Origin of the sequence: Klebsiella grimontii (genome assembly GCF_900200035.1) — a bacterium.
Classification (GTDB): domain Bacteria; phylum Pseudomonadota; class Gammaproteobacteria; order Enterobacterales; family Enterobacteriaceae; genus Klebsiella; species Klebsiella grimontii.
In genome coordinates, this window is the sequence record NZ_FZTC01000029.1 from 21,551 (window position 1) to 42,998 (window position 21,448).

Annotated in this window: 25 protein-coding genes; all 25 read right to left on the reverse strand. The window is 44.3% G+C overall.

Going from position 1 to position 21,448, the window contains the following annotated elements:
* Positions 1-169: 169 nt before the first annotated feature.
* Positions 170-904, reverse strand: coding sequence for a hypothetical protein (locus KOSB73_RS24935; protein ID WP_064371376.1), 735 nt, complete (start codon positions 902-904; stop codon positions 170-172).
* Between the two features lie 177 nt (positions 905-1,081).
* Positions 1,082-1,579: a hypothetical protein gene (locus tag KOSB73_RS31550; protein ID WP_064371378.1), complete on the reverse strand. Its 498-nt coding sequence runs from the start codon at positions 1,577-1,579 to the stop codon at positions 1,082-1,084.
* Entirely contained in the window at positions 1,576-1,797 is a 222-nt protein-coding gene (locus KOSB73_RS24950) for a hypothetical protein (RefSeq protein WP_042928365.1), read from the reverse strand. The genes KOSB73_RS31550 and KOSB73_RS24950 overlap by 4 nt, the downstream gene beginning before the upstream one ends.
* A 244-nt stretch (positions 1,798-2,041) precedes the next feature.
* Positions 2,042-2,257: a hypothetical protein gene (locus tag KOSB73_RS24955; RefSeq protein WP_042928363.1), complete on the reverse strand. Its 216-nt coding sequence runs from the start codon at positions 2,255-2,257 to the stop codon at positions 2,042-2,044.
* A gap of 165 nt (positions 2,258-2,422) precedes the next feature.
* On the reverse strand, positions 2,423-2,674 hold the full coding sequence (locus KOSB73_RS24960) for a hypothetical protein (RefSeq protein WP_042928361.1): 252 nt from the start codon (positions 2,672-2,674) through the stop codon (positions 2,423-2,425).
* A 192-nt stretch (positions 2,675-2,866) separates the two neighbouring features.
* Entirely contained in the window at positions 2,867-3,181 is a 315-nt protein-coding gene (locus KOSB73_RS24965) for a hypothetical protein (protein WP_042928360.1), read from the reverse strand.
* A gap of 80 nt (positions 3,182-3,261) precedes the next feature.
* Entirely contained in the window at positions 3,262-3,582 is a 321-nt protein-coding gene (locus KOSB73_RS24970; RefSeq protein ID WP_009654224.1) for a DUF5983 family protein, read from the reverse strand.
* A 53-nt stretch (positions 3,583-3,635) separates the two neighbouring features.
* The gene (locus tag KOSB73_RS24975; protein WP_009654232.1) at positions 3,636-4,505 is read right to left on the reverse strand and encodes a DUF4942 domain-containing protein; all 870 of its coding nucleotides are present in this window, start codon (positions 4,503-4,505) and stop codon (positions 3,636-3,638) included.
* Positions 4,506-4,900: 395 nt separating this feature from the next.
* Complete coding sequence (locus KOSB73_RS24980) at positions 4,901-5,482, reverse strand: DUF6012 family protein (RefSeq protein ID WP_009654198.1); 582 nt, start codon at positions 5,480-5,482, stop codon at positions 4,901-4,903.
* Between the two features lie 37 nt (positions 5,483-5,519).
* A complete protein-coding gene (locus KOSB73_RS24985; protein WP_042928358.1) occupies positions 5,520-5,813 on the reverse strand; it encodes a hypothetical protein in 294 nt (97 codons plus the stop codon).
* A gap of 16 nt (positions 5,814-5,829) precedes the next feature.
* Positions 5,830-6,411: a hypothetical protein gene (locus KOSB73_RS24990; RefSeq protein ID WP_042928356.1), complete on the reverse strand. Its 582-nt coding sequence runs from the start codon at positions 6,409-6,411 to the stop codon at positions 5,830-5,832.
* Positions 6,412-6,464: 53 nt separating this feature from the next.
* Positions 6,465-6,848, reverse strand: coding sequence for a hypothetical protein (locus KOSB73_RS30735; RefSeq protein ID WP_133116578.1), 384 nt, complete (start codon positions 6,846-6,848; stop codon positions 6,465-6,467).
* Between the two features lie 38 nt (positions 6,849-6,886).
* Positions 6,887-7,354, reverse strand: coding sequence for a hypothetical protein (locus KOSB73_RS24995; RefSeq protein ID WP_098141139.1), 468 nt, complete (start codon positions 7,352-7,354; stop codon positions 6,887-6,889).
* An 82-nt stretch (positions 7,355-7,436) separates the two neighbouring features.
* Positions 7,437-7,640, reverse strand: coding sequence for a hypothetical protein (locus tag KOSB73_RS25000; RefSeq protein WP_009654220.1), 204 nt, complete (start codon positions 7,638-7,640; stop codon positions 7,437-7,439).
* Positions 7,641-7,710: 70 nt separating this feature from the next.
* Positions 7,711-8,241 carry a hypothetical protein gene (locus KOSB73_RS25005; RefSeq protein WP_009654212.1) on the reverse strand — a complete coding sequence of 177 codons (531 nt, stop codon included), beginning with the start codon at positions 8,239-8,241 and terminating at the stop codon, positions 7,711-7,713.
* 676 nt (positions 8,242-8,917) lie between these two features.
* Positions 8,918-9,265 (reverse strand): hypothetical protein, encoded by a 348-nt coding sequence (locus tag KOSB73_RS25010; protein ID WP_094645179.1) that lies wholly within the window; start codon positions 9,263-9,265, stop codon positions 8,918-8,920.
* Between the two features lie 1,198 nt (positions 9,266-10,463).
* Positions 10,464-11,561: a RepB family plasmid replication initiator protein gene (locus KOSB73_RS25015; protein WP_009654211.1), complete on the reverse strand. Its 1,098-nt coding sequence runs from the start codon at positions 11,559-11,561 to the stop codon at positions 10,464-10,466.
* A gap of 1,125 nt (positions 11,562-12,686) precedes the next feature.
* Entirely contained in the window at positions 12,687-13,478 is a 792-nt protein-coding gene (locus KOSB73_RS25020; RefSeq protein ID WP_009654233.1) for a hypothetical protein, read from the reverse strand.
* Between the two features lie 320 nt (positions 13,479-13,798).
* Entirely contained in the window at positions 13,799-14,158 is a 360-nt protein-coding gene (locus KOSB73_RS25025) for a hypothetical protein (RefSeq protein ID WP_042928351.1), read from the reverse strand.
* A 9-nt stretch (positions 14,159-14,167) separates the two neighbouring features.
* The gene (locus KOSB73_RS25030) at positions 14,168-17,551 is read right to left on the reverse strand and encodes a hypothetical protein (RefSeq protein ID WP_064371412.1); all 3,384 of its coding nucleotides are present in this window, start codon (positions 17,549-17,551) and stop codon (positions 14,168-14,170) included.
* A 72-nt stretch (positions 17,552-17,623) separates the two neighbouring features.
* On the reverse strand, positions 17,624-18,868 hold the full coding sequence (locus KOSB73_RS25035; RefSeq protein ID WP_085551601.1) for a site-specific DNA-methyltransferase: 1,245 nt from the start codon (positions 18,866-18,868) through the stop codon (positions 17,624-17,626).
* Between the two features lie 259 nt (positions 18,869-19,127).
* Positions 19,128-19,373 carry a hypothetical protein gene (locus KOSB73_RS25040; protein ID WP_064371300.1) on the reverse strand — a complete coding sequence of 82 codons (246 nt, stop codon included), beginning with the start codon at positions 19,371-19,373 and terminating at the stop codon, positions 19,128-19,130.
* Positions 19,374-19,395: 22 nt separating this feature from the next.
* Complete coding sequence (locus KOSB73_RS25045; protein ID WP_064371301.1) at positions 19,396-20,043, reverse strand: hypothetical protein; 648 nt, start codon at positions 20,041-20,043, stop codon at positions 19,396-19,398.
* A 30-nt stretch (positions 20,044-20,073) separates the two neighbouring features.
* Positions 20,074-20,400, reverse strand: a complete 327-nt coding sequence (locus tag KOSB73_RS25050; protein ID WP_064371302.1) for a hypothetical protein — start codon at positions 20,398-20,400, stop codon at positions 20,074-20,076.
* Positions 20,401-20,631: 231 nt separating this feature from the next.
* On the reverse strand, positions 20,632-21,432 hold the full coding sequence (locus tag KOSB73_RS31220) for a hypothetical protein (RefSeq protein ID WP_223290596.1): 801 nt from the start codon (positions 21,430-21,432) through the stop codon (positions 20,632-20,634).
* Between the last annotated feature and the right edge of the window lie 16 nt (positions 21,433-21,448).

Below are 21,448 nucleotides of genomic sequence, written 5' to 3' on the forward strand. Positions count from 1 at the left end.
GAGTCTATCGTGTCGCCAAGTGCGTACCAGTCGTCAGTATAGGAGCACGATTCGAACTTCCTCCCATCCCCACCTGTGACATAACGATGGCGACGGGTAATCCCCCTGTGAGTACAACAACCGCCCTGCCAGCAGGTCGCGCCAGCAGGGATAAAATCGCGCTTAGCCATTACTCCTCATCCTCTGGTACAGGGACCACTTCTATCTGGTAACCAGCAGCACATTTAAACTCTTGACCACCAGCCAAATATAAAGTTACGTCGTGGTCGTCAAAATCGGTTTCAATTACCCTTAATATCAGACCATTAACATTAACAAAGTCACCGGCATCTATGTGCACCGCCACAATCTTTCCAGGCTTGTTCCTGTCGACACAACTTGCCTCAGCGTTCATGCCAGATGCTCGGTCCAGTCGCACAACTTCGGCTGGAATTAACAGCCCTGACTCCAGTTCTTGGTTTCTCTTTTCCAACTCGGCAATGCGCTGGAACATCTGCGTACGCTCAGCGAAACTGTTAATGGCTTTACGCTCCCAACCGTCGCTTTGCTCACGTAAAGTTGCAATCAGAAAAAGCGCTTCGGCTAATTCCTTAGGTTTTGGTGGGTTAGATTCCAGTTCTCTGATTCGAGCAGACATGGCATCGCCACACGCTTCCGCATTTTCTTCCAGAGTTGGGGGATCGCACTCAATTCCATCAAATGGTCTGACTCCCCGGATACAGGCTGCGGTTACGACTCCACTCATCACTGAATGCGCCTTCTTCTGTGCCTCCACCAGCGTTGCAATATATTTTCGTACGACCCGTGCGTATTGAGTAGAAGGTGTGGGGAATTCACTGATCAGCTTCAGCTGTGCCAACGCAGCATTGATTTCATCTTGTGTCAGTTCAGTGATATCAGGCATCTCTGTCCTCACCGATAATTTCTGAGATCAAACGATCAACGATCCACTTGTTCAAGTTGTGAACTGAAGGGAAGCGTTTATATCTCCCCCCCCTGCCATTTCTTTGCCCACGCTGAGCATTCCAACGTCGGAGTACGCCATTGTTAATTTTAGGCGGCAGTACGGTGATATCAGTTTTCATGCTGGACTACCTTTTGCGCGGGCGATGGCCTCATGCGCTGCCCATACAGAGTGTTTGTCAGGAATGGCGAGTCCACGCTGTTTTCCATCCTGGTCGCGCTCGCCGGTGTCGCAAGCAGCAGAAAGTCCTTCCAGGGCTGTCAGTAATTCATCACGTTGCCCTGCTACCTTCGCATACTCAATCGCGGCGGCTTCCATTGCGGCTTTATGCTTCTTGTAAGCCTCATAGGCGTGCCAGGACTGGCCTTTGCGCACGCTTGTGGTAATGTCCGCTACCTGTTCTGGCGTCAGCGTGGTCAAAGGCTGTGCCGGGTAAATCAACACCTGACCGGCATCCCAGTCGAATCCAGCCTGAATGGACTCGACTTCTACTGATGGTGTTGCTCCGATACTACCCGGAGAGTGGATTAGGATCGTGACTTCAGGATCGCGGCGCTGGTTGATTTTGTTTGCCCATATGGTTGTCACCAGTTCACAGAACTTCGCAAATTTCATACTGCGCTTTCCTCAAATAGAACTTCGCCATCGATACCGCCTAAGGCGTAAATTATCGAGCCGTCGTCCTTGTTATCTATAGGCGTTGCGCTCCAACCTTCTCCGTCTGGTTCATCATCATCGCCAACTAGCGCAAAACCGCCACTTACAACTCTGGCTTCGTAATATTCGCCCTCGGTCCACCAACCCTCAGTGTCTTTGATGCATTTTATTAACATAAAGCGGATCCTTATTGCCTGGTTATATAGAATGCACCCTGAAGATACTGGGCCCAAAAAGCAGGTAAATTCTTTGTGTGCACGATTTATAATCAGAGCTTCCTGACGTAACCAATCTGTGCGTTAGAACCAAGAAGCTTTTTGTCATAGTATAAACGAAGAACATTTTTAAAACGGCCTGTTGGGCGCATTTTCAGGTTATGCGCAACAAAAAGAGAATTTATATTTATGACAGTAAACTTAACTATCCCTGCTTTGCCTTTTTCTCTGCTTTCATTTTGTGATAAACAGCCCAACTCAAAGCGTCCAGTTTTTTCAACCCAGATTTGTCATATAGGTAGATCCCATTATTACAGGCATGTTCTTCTTCGACTTTCTTTTTGAGTTGGTCTAACTCGCCGTAAGTGAGTGTAGACAGTTTAACGCGGTTCCAACTAAAGTTACGAATATGAGCGCTCATTTGCCTGTCTCTTTCACTACGTGAATTCTATTATTGTTACCACCAGGATAGCAATTTCGAGTCTTAAATCAACCCCTATTAATATTTTATACGTCATACCATCCATAATCACTGGAGAACTACAGCGAGAATATGATAATCAGAATAGTAACAGCGTGATTATTTTTACTCTGATGGTAATAAGGGGTCATTATAAACAACCTGAGCAGCAACGTTTGCAAAGAATGCCTCCTTTGTGTGACTGTTGAGTGCCCGAGCGAAGGTATTGTTGAGCACCCCTGCATCACTGCCGTCAACAATATAAAGTGCAATTTTTGTAGCAAGCCGTGCCTTGGCCTCTTTTAACTGCATATCACGGCAGGCCCTGGGAATGTACTCCACGATCTGGGCAATAGACTTTTCAGTTTGATTAAACATTAAAAATATCCTCGGTATGTGTGATAGCAACGATGGCATTCCGGAAAAAATTTATCCTGCACTAAAACAGGTATCGGCCCTGCACATAAGATTCACATGCAAGGTGGGGCAAAAAAATTTCGCTAGATTAATAGATTCAATGACTCCCTGGCGCAACCGGTAAAAACATATAAAAAGTTACTTTCCAGGTAGTCAGACGACACGGCAGTTATAAATCACTTTCCAGTCGTGATAGTCTTTCCCGTCATTAAGAGGACTGAGTTTAACGACATTCTCTGCCACCCCATTCATTACCAGCACACGTTCAATTCCGGAAAACCAGTCGTCGTCAGAGTTCAACGGGAACCAGAGATTATGATTAGCACCACTGAGAAGCTCATTATTACAGAAATGAATCCCTCTACCGATTTTTGTAACACAGCCGGTGACAATAACTTCATGTCGACCGCCATTATCGGTGGCTGGTAAATCCGGCTGAACTGAATTACACCCGTGTTCTTTGCCCATTTCCGACTCCTTGTTTTTCTATACTACCCATAACATTTAGACCTCGGCCAGATAGGTTGAGAGTCCTTAGTAATGAGTTGTTACCAGTCCCACGCCAGCAGACCATCTACGATTTCTGCGTCACGGTCAAAATGAACACATTCGTACCCTGCTTTAAGTACTTTTTCGATATTTTCAATTGTAGGCCATGAGATACCATCATCTCGTAAAAGCTGTTTCCACCCCGGATTTTCAACGCTGGTCCGAATAATAAAACCATATTCGTTTACGTGAATCCAGCTACGTCCACTATCTGTACGTGGATTATAACTGGCATCCGTTAATAACTCGGTATCTTCTTTAGCAATGTGCGCGGTGCTGATAACAGCGGTGGTGTAGTTTTCTTTAATTTCAATAGTCATGTCAGGTTACCTTAACAATTAGTCTTGTATGTTTAAATAAGTGGGTGTATTTTTCAGACTCTGGATGGTAGAGCGTCAGGGTATCGACTAGCCATAATCTCATTAATTTTTTCAACGAGGTCAGGGCGTGTGAAAGTCACATGAGCTGAACCTTTCCAGAAGGATTTAATAGTGAACCACTCACAGCTAAATACACCTTCTAACGTATAGCTGTTTAGGCTAATAAAATCCCTGTACTGGCTTCCTTCAGCAACCCGGGAATCTGGCACGTTTTTCTTGTCGAGCAGGCAAAAAGCACGAGCGAGATCGTTAATCCAGTTCTGAGCATTAGACCTGACCGAAGCATATCGGGTTCGTGACACATTTATGGACAATACACCTTCGAGGATAATTTTCTTGCTCAGACGGCAGGGATTATTTGTTTTGTAGTCCCAGGACAGATTACGGAAAACATCAATAATACCAGTAACAAAAGTTTCATTTTTCGAGGCATGAAGATGCTGAAACGTACTGATGACATTGTCTAGGGTGACTTCCGGGCATTCTTCGCTGTATAGCTGGTCATTCCATTTGTCATGTTGCTCACTGCTCATCAACGTAAACATCCCAGTCTGGGTCATCAAGCGTGTCCAGATACTGCTATCAACGCAACGAGCCACCCGGCGTCGGACAGCCTCTATATCATTTTCTTTATGACAACGCCTGCCGGTCGCAACGATCTCATCCAGCCCCGAGAACCAGTCCTTTTCAGCCGCAGCGGCAAACAGCTGTTCCGCTTCTCTGAGTTTCTCTAAACCTTCCATAAACGCCGCAATCCCAGCTGTGCGTTGAGCAATAATTAAATCAATAGCAACAGAAGGAATAATTTCCCCTGTGTTCTCTGATGTGTTTAGCTCAGCAGTCAGTGTATTTTCTACGGACATATAAAACTCCCGGGTAGATAAGGCTAGTATTCAAAGTGTTGTTCGATGAAACCAGGATACCTTTTTTTATCACCTCATCAACCCCCTATTTTTAAAATTTTAATAGAAAAGTTACTTTTTGGAGTGTGAGCGTTCAGATTCTAAAATCATGAGATTATGATGCCGTAGTGTTTACGATAAATATAAAAACTGGAGAGCAGAATAAAACTAAAATCACTCAGTGATTATGGTGTTACTTAAAGTTGCTTTAACAGACTCTGCGAAACAATTTGAAATCGTGAATTTTTTTCTGATTGTATTTCGAGGTATAGTTGTGGATTTATTGGGTATAATTAAAATTGGTGTATCTTTGGGGTGGAAAGCCCCTCAATAAAATCGGAGCTTTTTGAATTAATTCAGATGCAAATCTTAGAATCTAATTGAGGAAGCCTGTCGATGAAAAAACTATACTTAGAGAGTCTTTCTGATTCCAAAGTATGCAAAAGCAATGTCTCTGTCCTGAACAGTAGAGCATTATTCGCCCATACATCATGCTGCAATTTATTAACCGCTTCGCCGGTTCGGTATGATTCCATCATAGGTTGTATTTTAACGGGTGCGACTTTTTGATAAGAGGGATGGAGTCTTGGTTTCCATTCATCCAGGCCAATATTTAACCCTATGCATTGCGAAATAAGGTCAAATTCACTGTCCAGCACAATCGTTTTAATATTGTGCTGAACAACGCCAATGTTTTCAATAGCCCATTTATATTCCGTTGTAAATTGACTGATTTGCTTGTCATATTCAAGAAGCAACCCAACCATGGCTTTCCGGTTTTTTAGCATGCCAACATTAAGCCGTTTATTTGGATACGGTCTTCCGCATGAAAGCGCATCACCTTTAATCTCGAATTCCAATTCCGGGATCGTCACTGATTCAAGTTGGCATTTATTTGAAATAATGTGGTATAGCGTTGGAACAAGATGCAGATACATGATTCCCTCCAAAACGTTGCAGATCTAGCAGCTTAGTTTATTCAAGCCAAAACTGGGTTATCGCTACGCGGTCTCCCCTAAGTAGTTTCTTTAAATTAGCCTCGTGAAAAGCCTGGTAATGCTCAATATTCGATTTACAAAAGGCTTCAAGTTCTGGTTCGGTCAGTCGAGGTGAATAAATCAGGACTGTCTCGGTTTCATCGTCCGCGAATTGCTCGGTGCCATCTGGATACATGAGCCGTGGAACTCCCCCAATAAGCATTTCTACCTCGGTAATAAATGGGGTCTTATCTTCTCCATGGATATTTAAAAAAACCGCCCTGTCATTCATTGATGTGCTCCTGTAATCAGAAATATAATATTTTGTATTTATCCGGACTGAACCTCACGTTCAGGAACAGCGGCGTATACCCTGGCTCTATGGTGTGTTCATCAAAGAAAAGTCCACGTGCATTATTTTCCCTTATCTTTCTTTTAAGCAGTTTTATAAACTTTGACTTTAAAAATGACTCTTGCGACACTTCCACCTGTGAAATCGGTATGGAATAAATATTTTTCGAGTGCCGGTAACCATCGAAATCATTATAACAAAGGTTTATACTAATTAATTCTGGGCGCAAAGCTCTTACTTTAAATGCTAAATCATATGCAGATTTCTTATCTGACTCGTTGATTTTAATAAATGATGAATCATGATAATTCTCCGGTAATACCGTAACGATACATCCAGATGTTATATCCCTGATTAGTACGTACCAACCTTCATCCAGGCGACTATAAATCAGTATATGTTTTTTTAATATTCCTGGCTTTGAACCCAAATCGACATATTCCCTTTTGTCGATCATATCAGTGAGTACATGCAGGGGAAGTCGGGAACGCTGCATAAGTCTGAGTCTGGCGTGATCGGTTATTCCTGTGTATACCATATCTCCTCCTTATCTACTGATTTGTGAGAAAATTAATTATTCATCCTTGACTGTTAATAACCCCCACCGCATCCTGAATCTGAAGTATCCGAATTACGGCAATCGGCACCATTGTTAATGATGCTTTCCGCATGATTGTTGCTTGTTGATGAATAATAAGCGCTATGCATAATCAGTGAAGAATCACTACTATCATTCTGTTTATACCGATGAGTCTGGGGTTGACCCAAGATGGGTAATGATTTCTCTTCGTTCTTTATCGTTCCCGGTTCAAAAGTTGCGTTACGGGTAATGAAAAGATGCCAGCTAAATGAAAACAACCATGCGATCATCCCGTAATAAAACAACCAAGGCCAGTTACGTAATAAATAGCCTCCGTGATAGGCCAGAAGTAAGATACAGCCCCCACCCAACAGCACCAATTTCCGAAAAAGCATAAGCACCTCCATGCAAAAGTAACTTTTGCGAGTGAGTTTTAAGAATGCAGCATGCTTTTCTGGTCCATAGATTGCCCGGAATGCCCAATATCAATAACCGTCGCCGTAGGGAATGCAATACCGATTACATTATCAATAGCGGCACATCGACTTACAGCACCCATAATCATGTGCAAATCATTAAGAGTTAAGGAAAAATCCAGATTCACGCGCCTGATAGCATCTGCTTGACTAGCCGCATCAGCAGTTTTGTACTTGTTGTGGTTATAGAAGGCCACACAGATACTCTCACCCTCACTAATGTCCTCTGTGAGAGCATCATCGACAATGATACCAACCGATGGCTCAATGCCTGCGCACGTGCAGATAGCCTCTGAGATAGCCATAAGTTTGTTCAGGCTGGGATTACAACAGATCTCAATTGATACCGTCGCCCTTGACTTGATAGCTTCAGTTGAGTTTTGGTAGTGTTTCTGACTATAAAATGAAACTGTCATGCTGCTCATAAGATTCCTTTTCTGAGTTAACGTGTATCAGCAAAATCGTGTGGCCCAGAATTATGAAAGTCCAGGCCATCACTGGAATTGTTTACTGTCCGGTTGCGTCACCCGTTTGGTCAGCATCTTTTGCTTCTTTTTTCTTCAGTCCAATGTGGCATATAAAATAGGCCACAGCCAGGATCCCGTATACCTGCCAGAACGCCCAATCCGAGAGGAAATAGCCCATATGATAAGACAGAATCAGCAGGCCGATGATGGGCACCAGTAATGCTTCGCGTTTAATGTTCTTCATTTTTACCTCAAAAGTTACTTTTATTGGTTGATGTGCAGTTCGTGTATTGTGTGACTACCCTTCTTTGCTCTCAGTCGCAGTTCACCCCCACAACAAAAAGGACCAATCCATTACTGACATTAAGTCTGTCGAGATTGATCTGATCTGAGGTTAAAGCCCTGAGGTTTGATTCAGACGCATCCAGGGGGTATAGCGGTTGTGTCAAAAGAAGCGCATTGTCATCCGAGCACGTTAACCCGGCAGACATAACAAATGACTGGTAATCCCGACGGATACATTGTCGAACCTCATCGCTATCAAAGTTAAAATAGTCGAGGGATTTTGGACAAAATACTTCGCCTGCAACCTGCTCCAGTACCACAATTTTTTCTGGGAGTATTTTTAGCGGTAACACCGCAGCCTGGAACTGGTTACAACTGTACCCTCCACATTGTTCTTCCCCGAGAAACCAGTCCTGTGAGGGTGAATCAGGGACAGTGATCGTTGAGGCCAGCACCAGAACTGGGTATTCATCATTAGGGCAAAACCAGGGCGCGAAATGTTTTTCCGAAATATCAGAAATATTCCTTCCATACAGAAATGGTTCAATAGTAGGGATCATATACCTTCGCTGCTCCGATATAATTCCTTATTAACTATATAAGGACATAGAATCTTGTGACCGGCACATAGTTTGTTCATAACATCCGTGCAAGACCTGAATACAACAAAATTGTATCCTGAAGCACAAATAAATTTCTTAGTTATGTAGATGAATTACCCTTTGTAGAAAATTTATTTTCCCTGAATGCCAAGTATGCCTGTTTTCCTTATCATCAGGTATTGATGCACACGACGCGCAGCAGATGAGTAAGATATGTATTCATGTCCACATTGCCTGCATCGACAGACATAGCCGGTACCTTTGGCTTCCTCGACCGAGACGTCTTCCCAACCAGTATAATCGAGCCCTGCTCTGGCCCGGTGCCAGTTCTTTTCGTAGCAAGGTACGCAACGCAGGCTACGTGTTCTCCGACAGCTTCCTCTCCCCCCCATAAGCGTTCTACACCTTCTTTTACTTCCTAATCAACAGGAACAATTATACAGATTTAAACGTTGTGTAAACCCCCAAAGTTAATATTTAGAAATAAAAATCCTTTTAGTTTCATAAACATTCAGTGATTTTAGAATAAAATGAATGAAGAGACTGAAGCTACAATGTTGAGATGAAATTGTGCTGATGGAAGTAAAACCCGCCAGCACTAATGTGCTGAGTTATGCTTATTTGCCTATTTTACCTATGAGTTGATATCTTCAAATTTCGACAGACCAATTACGTAAATCACGATTGCACACGCTCCAAGGCCCAGTGATTCGCTAATGTCCCGGGTAGAAACAAGATAAACCAGACAAGCGGTAAGCACCTGTGTAACGAGAGCTCCGGCAAAGAACATGAAAGCTCCCCGTCTTATTATTGCCAACAGAGCAACCAGGGCTGGTGTTATGATAAAAACGACTAAAGTACCTATAAGCTCGACTACCTCTGGAAAGTTGCTTTTAAGTGAGTAAAGCAACGCCATAAACAGCAATGCGGGAATACCCACAACAAGGGTGTCTTTGAGTGGTAAATGTTTCATGTTATTCATTTTGTTACCTCGCCCGGAAGTTAAACTATCTAAATAATACTCATTATAACCATCCATCTAAAAGCATTTCCCTGACTTCCTAGCAGTAACGGACTGTTTAAGTTATTTCTTTTCCTCACTGAAAGTTTGAAGATCGATTACTGCATCATCGACGCACTGTTTATTTATACAGTATTGATATCTAATGAGTTTATTTCCTATATCCTTCCCAAAAAGTCCCATAGTTCCGAAAAATTATTTCAGCACATTGTAAAATTGTTCAACCTGTGATGAGCAACGACATTCCGGTGCTACATCTGGTGGGTTAGTTTAAAAAAGTTACTTTTGATTGTGATAAGCCTTGAGTGATCAATTGAGGCCAGGACAAGCCAGACGTACAAGTGAAGACTCATTTATGGCCTTCGATGCCTTGCTCAGTCCTATCTCTCATTTATATGTTCGTCCGGATGCACGACGAAATGGGATCAGCTGCTCTGACAGGGCTTATCGCCAAAAGTAACTTTTAGTCCCAGTTAAGTGGTGGAAGATTGAATCTCTAAAGCGCGCTGTCTGGAAAACTCTGATGAGTTTTAAACAGGACAACGCATCGGGCAAATATGAAAAGTTACTTTTGAGTAAGGGAGTACCGCCGTACGAGTATCAATACCAATTAAATAACGCTGAATGTTAAGGGTTTAGGCCGGAGACTAGTTCCGCACACATCTGTTATCAGATTTTCTGTTCAGTAGAACAATGATTCTGATCCATTTTGTCATCGCTCATACGTACGAACGATGACTTTTTGCGTTGCGCTAGTGATAGCGGGAACTGTCTTTAGAAGACAGTATGAGTGAAGGGAAGGTGTATATGTAGCTCGCGACAATATATCCAATTGATTTTTATTAATTTAATCATCAATCCATACAATCTGTTTTGTTCCAGAACGTTCCTGGCATTTGCCTTTTTGTCGGGAGTATTTTTGACGAGCAAAGTACGTTAACGTACGAACGATGACAATAGGTCCGGATACACGCATCCGGAGACCTTGAACGTACGAACGATGACGTTTTGATAGTTAGATGGGGTATGCCCCAGGTTTTTTTGCGTCCGAAGGAAGGCAATCAGAAAATGAACGAGTCTCATGGCATCCCTGAACGGTAGGGAAGCGCTTCCCGTGTAGTTTCAGAAATCCAAGTCTCCCTCTGTTAGTTGAGCAGTCTCACTCCTCGCTAAAATCCGCGTCTTCAGCCTCTTCATCATTATTCTTGCCGTTTATCTTTTTCATCTTATCGATGGAAACAAGAACTGCAGCAATCTCTTCGCCGGTAAACCCAGCTGCTTTCATCATTTTCAGTTTTTCAAGCAACGGGTCATCCAGGATCGGGTCATTTTGTGCGGGTGCCAGAATAGGTTCCTTTTTCGCACCGAGAGATGGGCTTCTTTTTAGGATATGAAATTTGATGTTTCTACCGACCTTCTCTTCATGGTATTGCAGATAACCTATCTCATGTAGCTCATGAAGTGAGCGCCGTATAATTTCATTCTGAGCGGAGACGCGGGAAGTTAACCGCAGTCGGTCTCGGAATCGTTTCATGCTGATTGGAGCCGGGTTCTTCGGCAAGCTCGCCAGATAGGTATACAACGCCTGTGCAGACTCTTTTCGTTGTAAGCTGTCCAGTGCCTTAAGCCGCAAAAAAACCTTATAATCAATCGCGTAAAGCTCTTTGATGCGGGGGTCACCTTCTATCTCGATCTCATTTGTTTTGATGTTATAACGTGCCCAGTTTATCAGGCCGGTAGTAAGCGTGGAATCTTCGTTTCTGAACTGAAAGGTCACCATTCTTAGCTTAACCATCGAGGCGTCGATACGCGCTTTCATGTGCTTATTCGATCGTGCCGGGTCAAATCCACAGTTTTTGAGGAACGTTGAGAATGGTAATTTTATTCTTCCCGAAACTGAGACATCGTTAAAATCGTGAATCGTCCTGACAATTCCCAGCCAGACTCGAAAATCGGTGTTCATATCCAGCCGGGGGCTAGATAGGGAGATCTCCTTGTACCCTTCACTGGAAGCGACCTCCATATGCTGGAGCTCGTTTGACACGTCCATAGTCACGACTTTATCAATGGAACGTGTTTTGCCAGTAGCCAAGGGAGTCGGGACAAATACCCCTAGTCTTAGCAGCGCAACGGGTTGGACAGTGCCTGTGTTCCCAGGTGCGAAGTGAGTAACTTTGCCTGTTTGTCCTGTCACTTCAAAAGAAAAATCACCCTTCCCACTGATATCTTTAGATATTTCTTGGTTTACTTTCTTCACAGGCTATCCTTGTGCAAACGTACGAACGAGTACCTAATATCATATCAACGATGTTAAAAATACATACAAACGATGACTAATTTCAACCTACCAATGACAAAATCACGTACGAACGGTGTCAAAATCCCATACGAACGATGTAAAAAAGTGACGATTTTTCTCATATAATCAATGGGATGAAGGAGCGGGGATCCTTTAGGTTTTATTTGGGTTAGATCTTGGATCATATTGGGATCTATTATTGGTTATACCCTGTGGATAACGGTGATAAGTGTCTTGACCCTCCAGGTTGCTCGCAAAACCAGCAAAATAGCTCCTTTCCGGGTATTCACCCCCTGCACCTCCCGAAGCTGGATTCCAGATCGGGATAAACAACGGCAAACAAGCGGAAAAAGACAACGTACGAGCGCTGTCATTTTGTTTTAAAAACTGTTATTTATTAATATGATAAATAAAATGACAATGGCTGTTGTATCTCTGCCGGGCAATGCTGGTGGTAGAATTTTAGAACAGCTAACGGTGAAAATAATCGCCTCTAGGACAAAATGCCCCTGAAACGCCACAGGATTAATCGTAAAATTTTTACGTAGGTAGATACCTTTTTTCTGATAAATGTGTCCAGAGAGCGTTTACGGGCTTCTGAGGGGCTAATTGACTGACGGATTGGCTTGCTGAAAGGTTAGATCTTGTTTGATCCGGAAAGGATCTGCGAAATGTTGGATTAGCGGGCCAAGCGGATCCCTGAAAGCCTAGAGACATTGACCATTTTGAGGACGTTAACCGGAACCGTCCATAGGGGACGAATAGATATTTCTTCGTTCGCTGTCACCGGTTGGAAAGGCGAAGCGCGGCAATCACCTTTCGCTGTTCCACTGCCCTACCGGGGCCGAAATGACGGAAGTTCTGGGCATTCCGATACCTGTATCTACTTAACAGCCGTATTTTTTTCAGCGAAATTTAAGCCAGTAAACATCGGATATTCTCTACGCCATAATTCCTTATGAATTACTGGATAGTGCTATAATGATTTTCCTTTCTGAATGTGACAGGTATTTTTGTTCTTCGTTTGGAAATATTTAAAATAAGGTGCGACATCATATATAGGCGCACCTCCCTGAATACAAATTATGACCTGATGTTTTTCAGTTCACTACGTGCATCTTCAATATTTCCACGCGCTTCTTCAAACGCTACCCTTAACCATTCCCGGTCAAACCAGTTCCGCACCGGACTATTTTCGTAAATGTGGACCAGTTCGGCATAATGTTGCCCGTAAACTTTTCCTGTAGATTTCCCTCTCACTATGATTTCGAGGTTCTTCAGTACACATTTTCCGTTAAGAATATCCGCTATACACGAATCTTTATATTCATCATCCCAAGTATCAGACGTGTCCCAGAACTCCTCTTCGCTTTCGGTGACAATGATTTCGAAATTGGCTGTTGCTCGTGACATAACAAGCTCGCCTTCATAGGCTGGAGTCATGCTTTCATGAATTTTATAACCGTCGTTTTCAAGCGTGTTACAAATCTGCTCAATACTTTCCCTTATGCTCTCCAGAACGTCATTAAAGCGGACTTCATATTCGATGTTGTCAGGGTAATTTTCTAACAGGGTCCGAATTGTATTGGCATGCGAATATCGGTAGCCATAACCGTTGCGCTCAAGGATGAGTGTAGTGCCACTGCCTTTTATTACTTCGGCAACCTCTTCTGCTAGTTTTTCAGAGATGTGGTTATCTTTCAGCAGACCAGACAGTAAGGTCAAAATTTCTTTGTCATGCAGCACACCGTAAAATGCCACTCCATCTCCCTGGCAGTAACGTAATGAATAGTCCAGTTCCAGATCGGCAGGCCAACCATGACCCAGCAGAGTGTTTTGACAGTGACGGTTAAACAGATTGTTAAAAGCGTTCATTGCGGATTCTCCAGCAGTTAAGGATAGTGTGCGGCTTGACCTGTGCCGTGAGACAAACGCAGACGGGGAAAACAGAACAAAAAAGGGCGATGAAGGAAGCCGCAGCTCAAAATTTTTGCAGGCTGAATGCCTGTAAAAATTTTGTGACCGGGTGACTGAGGCGGCGATAGCTTCCCTTTGAAGTGATGTGACCCGGCTAAAGTGGTCTCACGGCACAGGTCCCGGTACCCGGCAAACCGGGGACCGTGGGCCTGTGCTGGTGGATTGAACGAAATTTAAATTGCAGGGGGTTAAAATGGAGAAAAGTGGATCTTGATGATTTACTCGTAACCGTATTTCGTGGCGGCTTTTACGGCTGCATCATACAATTCCTCTTTAGCCATTTTTTCTTCTCCGCCACAATCAAGTGTCACGGTCCTGAAACTGAAACTTGTGAGGTCTGGCTCATTACGCGATTTTAACTTGCAAGATAAATATTCTTTCCCTATTGGTACCAGGCCCATGTTTCTGTCCTGCCAGCTGGAATAAGACACGTACGATGCAGCGATAACGCTAAAGAATACGAGAAATGTCCATTCTTTCCGGTTTAACAGGTCCTTACGGAAAATTGCTCCGGCGATGGTCATCACCGGCATAATCCACACAACAATACTGGTTAAAACAAAGAACTGGCTAAACATTAAGCCCCCCTAATACCACCTTTCGTTAATTCCTGCTGGCGGTTTGAATTTATCACCGGACGTATGTTTCCTTACGGAACTGTCCTCCTTAAGGATAAACATCATTGCCAACTCTTTATTATCAAAACTGTGCCTGGTGACCGTATGTACCGGCGCTTCGATATTGCTCAATGAAATGGTTCCGTCCGACCCTTGTGGACAGATATCGAACCAGTGGTGAATTCGATATATTTCCCCATCACATTTCAGCACCGGGAGTGGGCCTTCTGACAGAGACTTGGGCAGTTTTACTTCGAATACATCAACAGCTTCCTGCTCCTGTTGGTGAGACGAGCCCAGTAGTTTATCGATGATAAACTCGTCGTTATCGTCTTTGAGATTATCGGCAATATATATATTGCGGTGTAGTCCGCGTTCAGCTTCCGAGATAACAAAAAAGAGTCGGTTTTCTAACATCCGGAGTTGGCTGTAGGCACTGAACGAAATAGAACCGTATTCAACGTTATCCATACTAAGCTTACGGTCAGCGCTAAACATGCCGACATCTGGAGTTTTCTGCGACATGCCCAATGCCAGTCGGTTACCCTGTTTTTCAATCCTTTCCCGTTTGCCTTCCTTTTGAGCAAAGCGCGAGACGTACTCATGGAAAAGTTCCTTTTTTAAGGAATCGCTGGCATTGTGGTAAAAATACCCCACAGCCTCATTTCCTGTGGTTACGTATACGTACTGCCAGACTCCGCGATCGATGTAGATGCCAACAGGTATCATTAAAGTGGGCTGTTGCACCTGGCCTCCGGTTTTGCGGTAATCATTCATTTCGCAGTAAGCCATCATCCATTCACGCACTCCAGCCTCAAATTCTACGGGATTAGCCGGAGACAGCTTTTGCAGATCCTCTTTACCCGTTTCAATAAATTCAAAGGCTCTTTGTTTCTCTTCGAAACTGCCGAAAGCCGATTTCAACCCTTTCCACTCGCTGGCCTCCGGCCATTGGTAGAGTGTGGTTTCACATACGCTATTTTTGCTTAGCAATACAGGTCTGGAAGAATCGAGTTTTAGCCCCTTTAGTGACAATTTAAAGGTCAGCAATATAACCCATTTATGGGTTTCCAGGCGGTCATCTCGTTCCTCGTCAGTAGGGGTAACATACAACGCCAGCCGGGAATTAGTGGTAACAACCAGACGTAATGGCAGGCTCCCACGAGAAATGGCCATCTCCACGGCGGCCTCTTTATGGCTCAAACCACGCCATGCGATCAGGTCCATCATGCCAAGTATTTCTTTCCAGCTTTTCTCGTTTTCAATGCCTTCGCTAAGTGGTTGGCCTTTTCTATCTGCCCGCCAGTTGATGATTGTCTTATCGACGATCTCCGCACGGTTTGCTTTCGTCCCTATGTTGCCATCCACCAGCGCTCTGAGGAGCTTTTGTCGATATGGCTGCTCATGTTCTTCTTCCTTTCGAAGAACGGCAGAGAGACGCTTGAATAGCTTTATGAAGTACATGAAACCTTTACGGCTTGGTCGGCTGTGAATGTAATAGTCGAGGTCGTCTGCTTTTACCGCATCAAGACAGAGGTATCCCACACTGCTGGAATCTTCCCACACATCACGTTTGAAATTCGTGAGTGACACTTTCGCATTAAACTCGCGCACATCATTAGGCCGTTTACGCCGGTAGATATCCTTTTTGACCGGTACATCCACGCAGATCTCATTGTTTCGGGTATAGGCCACCGCCATTCCCTCATCATTGATAAAATCGGCCGTAAAATAATAGGAGCCCCGATAACTGGAGCCAGTGTCAGGTTTCGTAGCACTCGGCGCGGTTTTAGGGTTACAAACAGTTCTCCATTCGCAAAACACCCTTGAACCAGGCCGCAAATGGCTGTTGGCTTCACTTATGTATTCTTCAATAGAAGGACGGACTTTTGCGTCAGGATCGTCCAGTAACCCGGTACCGTCATGGTCATGAATAAAGCGACAATACTTTTCCTGGAAGTCCATAGAAACAAAACTAAAGCGATCCTGCGGGTCGTAGAACTCACCAAACAGCTTGAGCCGGTGGTCAAGACCACAGCAGAGGATGAGGAACCGATAATAGTGCAGAGCAACCATCTCATGCGTTTTCAGGCGGTCCGTATAGGACACGTCATTGAAGGTAACCTGTGCACCATCAGCACCGCGAAAAATATTCCCCTGTTCATCAGTTGTCGGGAAAAGCGTATGGGCGCCGAGGTGAGATTCTACACCGGAGTATACCTGGAACAGTCTTTCTCCGTCCCGGACCATAAGGAAAACGGTCTGGTTTCTGGCATTCATCTCCCAGTTAGCCCACCGGTCCTGATAATCAATATAGCGGCGGGTGGTTGTCATACACACGACACACCGCTCAGACGGGAATATCTGCTCTACCAAGCCAGGATGGTCATTCAGTGCTTTGAAAAACAGTGGTAGTTTTTCAAAATCGAACCATTCTCCGATATCGAGGTAAATCGCCGTTTCTTCATCGACCACCAGCTTACGTTGAACAAAGGTTAACGGAACGTGTGCCGGTGCCGAATCGCCTTCTTTGATAGTGTTCACGACAACATCTTTTCCGATGTAGAGGTCGAGGGATTTAATACCATCCATCAGCTTGTTAAGCGTTTCCCGGCTTTCTTCCGCGACAGCAAGTTGAGCTGCTGCTGATTCTTCCAGATAGGGTGTGATAGCCTGAACCGCCCTCGAAATCGCAGAATTTTTTTCTTTAATCCAGTCGATTTGAGCCTGTGCGATTTCATGTCTGAACTCTACGACCTGCTGCAGCTGCGCTATCTTTGTTTCGTCGATACCAGATGACAGAGCGGAGCCAAGAGAGGTTATTTCGGTAGACGGCGAGTGACGCGTAAGCATGGGCAGCTGTTTTTTATCATTACCTGCAGCTGATGAACTAGCCTTCTTAGCTTCTACGCGCGAGAGTAATTCAGTTCGCAGAGCATCAGGATCAGCCATGGTTTCGGTCATTTGCTGAGTAAGCTGGCTCACACGGTTCTGAGCAGCCATAAGTTCGTGGCTACGGATATCCTGTCCGTCATCTGCAAATTCAAACTTGTCCAGAAAGTCGTTGAACAGAAAGCGATGCTCTTTGAACGATTTTGCTGTGCTGCAGCTGCGACCAGCTGCATCGGTATATTTGTAAACAAAGTCCTTATTGAATTTTGATGGGTGGGTGCGGAGGATCACAGTGTGCAGAGCATTATCGACCCAGCGGAGCGACTCAATCAGTAGCACTTCATCCTGTTCAATACGTTCTTCAGGAATAGCGTGCTTAGCACGCCAGTATTGTCCACCCTGGAGAGAATGGAATTTCTGAAGGCGCTCTGGTTGCTGTTCGTGTGGGATAATGTCAGGCATAAAGCCATCTCCTGTGATTGTTCACTCCGCTACAGGCAGAATGAATAATGAGTTTTTTACCTAAAACGGCCGCTACGCGAATAACTCACCGTTATCAATAATCGGGTTCATCTCAAATCCCGGAAATTCTGAGAAAAAACCGGTGGACGAAATTCGTAACCATTCGAGAATACTATCAAAACACATCCACCTGCGGTTGAGCCGTTCGGCGGCAAGGCCTGTTTTGAGAGACCCGGCGAAAGGATCAACGACAAGTTCGTTTTCGTCTGTCAGGAACCGAATGAAAAAGTCAGGGATGGCCGTCGGGAACATTGCCCCATGTGCCGGCAGCCCTAAGCGCTTAGCCTCCTGATGAAACCGGCGAGTGTCTGCACATGCATGCCCTCTGATAATCACATTTTTAGGGATAGCCCCGTTTGTGTTGTGAGAAAAGGCCCCGGGTTTCAGGGTATGAGCACCGTCACCGTACATGGCCGTACGCATCTCTCCGCCCTGGGCGATCAATGCGCTATGCCTCTCAGTATGGGGCTGCAACACACGCTGGTTGCAGGAGCGGACAGCATCAGGATTATTGGTCAGCCAGAAAATCATTTCATGGCCTGCCAGCAGGTGGATTTTTTTGCGGCAAGCCCAATATGTCGGCGAAGGTGCCTTACTCATATTGACCCATGGCAACCGGTCCATAAGGTAGAGGTCAAGCTTCTCGCACAAAGACAGTAACAGTCGCTCCGGATAGAGAGAACGTGAAGGCTGACCCGGATTAAAAATGTCCTGACCGATATTCAGTACGAGAGAACCACCGTCGACCAGCTGGCGTGCAATCGGGCGAATAGCGTCTACGATGAAATCAATATAGTCACTGTCGGTTTTGAAGGCGGCGGCATAATCACGCTGCTTTCTTAGCGGATATGGCGGAGACGTCAGGCAAAGATGAACCGGTTCTGTATTTCCTGGTAGAGCCATCGTAGAGTTACCAAAAATAGCTACCCCAAGGTCCGTACTGAATGCCACTAGACGTGCCCCTTCCCGCGCTTCGGAAAGTCCGGATTTGTTTTTCCTGCAGTGACGCCATAGAGAACGGCCAGAGCTTAAACGTTCGATGACGTTCATGGATTTTAGTGTTTGTTGAAACCAGCGAATACGGTGTTTAATTTTATTATGGGCAACACCCGCCGTACCGAATTTTTCTTTTGTATTGAACGCATCATCTGAAATAGCAAGGCGAGACTGAACCTCCCGATACAACTCATCATTAGTGAGTTCGCGGTCAGATTCAGAATAAATAGCTTCGATTAAATCCATGTTCAGACGTGACATAAAAGACTCCGGTAAATTTCACAAACCCATTATCTCACATTTAGATCTGTACGCCAGGGGTAGATTATAAAAAAGGAAAATTTATTGTGTGTTGTTGATGACACCAACATAAACATTAACTGTTTATGGTTGGTTTGCATTCATATTTTGATAAAACTATTTACTTCTGATTGTATTGACTGAAGGAGCTCTGGTTATGGTTACGAGCCCCTCCTGAATTCAGGGGGCCCGATAGTCTCTTTCGATTCCAGTAGATAAATTATCGGGTGGAAATTTGCGGTAATGTCAGACTCAAAAAGTTTAATAAAACATCTTGAGATTCTTCCATAACTTCGCGGGCGACTTCATGAGACATCCGACCATTTTGAAATTTAACATTATCACTGGATAAGATTTTTTCCGCCCATTCAATATTATTAACAGCAAAACAGCTTTCGTCAGATAACAGGAATAAAAAACATCCATGCTTGATAAACTCTCTCTGACCCAGAAAAGTTGTGTTCATAAACGTCGCCCTTTAAATGAATTTAATTGCTGACAGCGTTAATTCGCTCTTCCGGTGTATCCCCAAGTTCAAGTATCTGTCCGGCCCCATTGAGGAGCATTTTATTTCCATGCATGGTTGTAACAATGGCTCTCCAGGCATCCCCTCCATTCTCCCCCCAGTACTGCAAGCCTGCCTGTTCCAGGTCATCTCCGCTGGAAAAAAACCGGGCACCCGGTAACTTGTCAGTATCCAGATCCACTGAAAAGTCGGACTGAATACAAATGCCGTTTTGTGTCATGAAGTACAGGCTGCGTACGGCTTTTTGTTCTGAGAGAATAGAGCTCCCGTCTGAAAGCAGCTGGTGGGTGGTGACTACAACGGTATACACGTTGCGACAAAGAGGCGTCGCAGCCATGAGAAGGACCATGGCGTCTGCAACAGCATAGAGACCAAGGAGTTGCGACAAAATATCACGCTGAGAGGGAAACGAAAACGACAGAACATCGTAACCACAGGTACGGTCTTCCGAGGTACCGGAATTGCGGAGGATTTCTTGAAGTACCTTACTGCCACTGGATTGCGGATCAATCCACGAATCCTTCTTCTGACTGTTTAAAGCAGATTTCCAATTTTGAGGAGCCATACCGTTAAAAGTGAAGGTGATTTTTACGCTGTTTTCTGATGGCATATCGCCCCCCCTGATTGCTGGTGCCGTAGTTTAATTAAGTGAATTGAATGCGGGGCCAGAGTAGTCAGTCGTAATCTCAGACGCCATATCCTTAGATAAGGATTCTTTTAATACGTTTATATACTTCTCGATTTTGTCGTCAGAAAGTGAGTTTATATCGATACCGACCCCATTTGGAGCCAAGTATTTCTCATTGAAATGCATGAACTCTTCCCGGTTAGAGGGAATATCTCCTGAACTGATAATTACAAAATCCTCAGTAATTTGTTTTACAACTGGTTTGCCATCTACAACTTCAACGAGGAAAACGTCCTGGTCCTTGACTGAAACGGCTTTGCTGATGTCTGAGATTGCCATAATTAATCCTTGAACATTTATTTTCGAGTTAAATAAGTACATCACCATAAAAACAATAAGTAGCATGAGTATATTATCGTATTAAAAATGGCATTGCCAGGTGTAGATTTGTTTCGCTGTTATATATAAACCCATTCAATCTTTATGGTGTTTTTAATAGTTGAAACCATTTAGGGGAGTGAAACTGAACACCCTATGAAACCGAATGCCCAGCTCATCAACCATACAGATTCAATAATTAGGTAAAATATTTTGACTGTGATGCTCCAGTAACGCATTGAGCTCTTTACTGCGTAAACAGACGATACGATACAGATTTTGTCTCTCAGGTTCGTCCATAGACCGGTAGATCGAGATCAGAAGCTCTGAATCAGTCTTATCGAATGGATTAACCGTATCAGGCGATTGTTCCCGGTTCTCTTGCGGTTCATTAAGCTCGATGAGAGTATCCAGCGCCTGACATTGTTCAAGCTTGAGCCTGAAGCTTCTTTCCAGAGTAGTGATTTCTTCATCTGGAAGCTTCTGCAGTTCTTTAGCCAGACCGTCACAATTAGCCTTCAACGAATCCTCTTCTCCGGATACAAAGCCGCGTATCCATTCCGTTGACACACCAATAGCACTAGCGATGTTATATAAGTCCGATTCGCGGGCAAGGCCGGTGTGAAACCATGATTCGACATCAGCAGAATCGACACCCGCGATCACCGCAACTTTATCCGCGTCCAAATTATAGTCCATCATAATATGAATCAGATTGAGAGGTTTGAAAGAGACCTTTCTGTCCAGGCCTGAAGAAACATAATGAGCTAAAGCAAGACGTTGTGCAGTTTCAGCAGGATCAGGTGAGAGGTATTCATAGTTCACCGATGCTTTGTCCATAGGCCCACCACGAAGCTGGTCGAGGAAAATCTTATTTACTCCCGGCGTAGGAGCCAAAATGCTGCACTCTTTGCCCTGGTCTTTTTTATCACAACCCTTCTCATTCTTACCTGCATCATTATTCTGAGGGGACTTGCTGTGTTCATAAGCCATGATTTTTCTCTATGTA

Coding starts and splice junctions, on each gene's coding strand:
- KOSB73_RS24965 (WP_042928360.1), bottom strand. CDS start 3,181: ATGGGCAAAGAACACGGGTGTAATTCAGTTCAGCCGGATTTACCAGCC.
- KOSB73_RS24990 (WP_042928356.1), bottom strand. CDS start 6,411: ATGGTATACACAGGAATAACCGATCACGCCAGACTCAGACTTATGCAG.
- KOSB73_RS25005 (WP_009654212.1), bottom strand. CDS start 8,241: ATGATCCCTACTATTGAACCATTTCTGTATGGAAGGAATATTTCTGAT.
- KOSB73_RS25020 (WP_009654233.1), bottom strand. CDS start 13,478: ATGAACGCTTTTAACAATCTGTTTAACCGTCACTGTCAAAACACTCTG.
- KOSB73_RS25000 (WP_009654220.1), bottom strand. CDS start 7,640: ATGAAGAACATTAAACGCGAAGCATTACTGGTGCCCATCATCGGCCTG.
- KOSB73_RS25050 (WP_064371302.1), bottom strand. CDS start 20,400: ATGGCAATCTCAGACATCAGCAAAGCCGTTTCAGTCAAGGACCAGGAC.
- KOSB73_RS24975 (WP_009654232.1), bottom strand. CDS start 4,505: ATGTCCGTAGAAAATACACTGACTGCTGAGCTAAACACATCAGAGAAC.
- KOSB73_RS24955 (WP_042928363.1), bottom strand. CDS start 2,257: ATGAGCGCTCATATTCGTAACTTTAGTTGGAACCGCGTTAAACTGTCT.
- KOSB73_RS24960 (WP_042928361.1), bottom strand. CDS start 2,674: ATGTTTAATCAAACTGAAAAGTCTATTGCCCAGATCGTGGAGTACATT.
- KOSB73_RS24980 (WP_009654198.1), bottom strand. CDS start 5,482: ATGTATCTGCATCTTGTTCCAACGCTATACCACATTATTTCAAATAAA.
- KOSB73_RS25045 (WP_064371301.1), bottom strand. CDS start 20,043: ATGCCATCAGAAAACAGCGTAAAAATCACCTTCACTTTTAACGGTATG.
- KOSB73_RS25035 (WP_085551601.1), bottom strand. CDS start 18,868: ATGTCACGTCTGAACATGGATTTAATCGAAGCTATTTATTCTGAATCT.
- KOSB73_RS25040 (WP_064371300.1), bottom strand. CDS start 19,373: ATGAACACAACTTTTCTGGGTCAGAGAGAGTTTATCAAGCATGGATGT.
- KOSB73_RS25010 (WP_094645179.1), bottom strand. CDS start 9,265: ATGAATAACATGAAACATTTACCACTCAAAGACACCCTTGTTGTGGGT.
- KOSB73_RS24970 (WP_009654224.1), bottom strand. CDS start 3,582: ATGACTATTGAAATTAAAGAAAACTACACCACCGCTGTTATCAGCACC.
- KOSB73_RS31220 (WP_223290596.1), bottom strand. CDS start 21,432: ATGGCTTATGAACACAGCAAGTCCCCTCAGAATAATGATGCAGGTAAG.
- KOSB73_RS25030 (WP_064371412.1), bottom strand. CDS start 17,551: ATGCCTGACATTATCCCACACGAACAGCAACCAGAGCGCCTTCAGAAA.
- KOSB73_RS31550 (WP_064371378.1), bottom strand. CDS start 1,579: ATGAAATTTGCGAAGTTCTGTGAACTGGTGACAACCATATGGGCAAAC.
- KOSB73_RS24950 (WP_042928365.1), bottom strand. CDS start 1,797: ATGTTAATAAAATGCATCAAAGACACTGAGGGTTGGTGGACCGAGGGC.
- KOSB73_RS24985 (WP_042928358.1), bottom strand. CDS start 5,813: ATGAATGACAGGGCGGTTTTTTTAAATATCCATGGAGAAGATAAGACC.
- KOSB73_RS24995 (WP_098141139.1), bottom strand. CDS start 7,354: ATGAGCAGCATGACAGTTTCATTTTATAGTCAGAAACACTACCAAAAC.
- KOSB73_RS24935 (WP_064371376.1), bottom strand. CDS start 904: ATGCCTGATATCACTGAACTGACACAAGATGAAATCAATGCTGCGTTG.
- KOSB73_RS30735 (WP_133116578.1), bottom strand. CDS start 6,848: ATGCTTTTTCGGAAATTGGTGCTGTTGGGTGGGGGCTGTATCTTACTT.
- KOSB73_RS25025 (WP_042928351.1), bottom strand. CDS start 14,158: ATGTTTAGCCAGTTCTTTGTTTTAACCAGTATTGTTGTGTGGATTATG.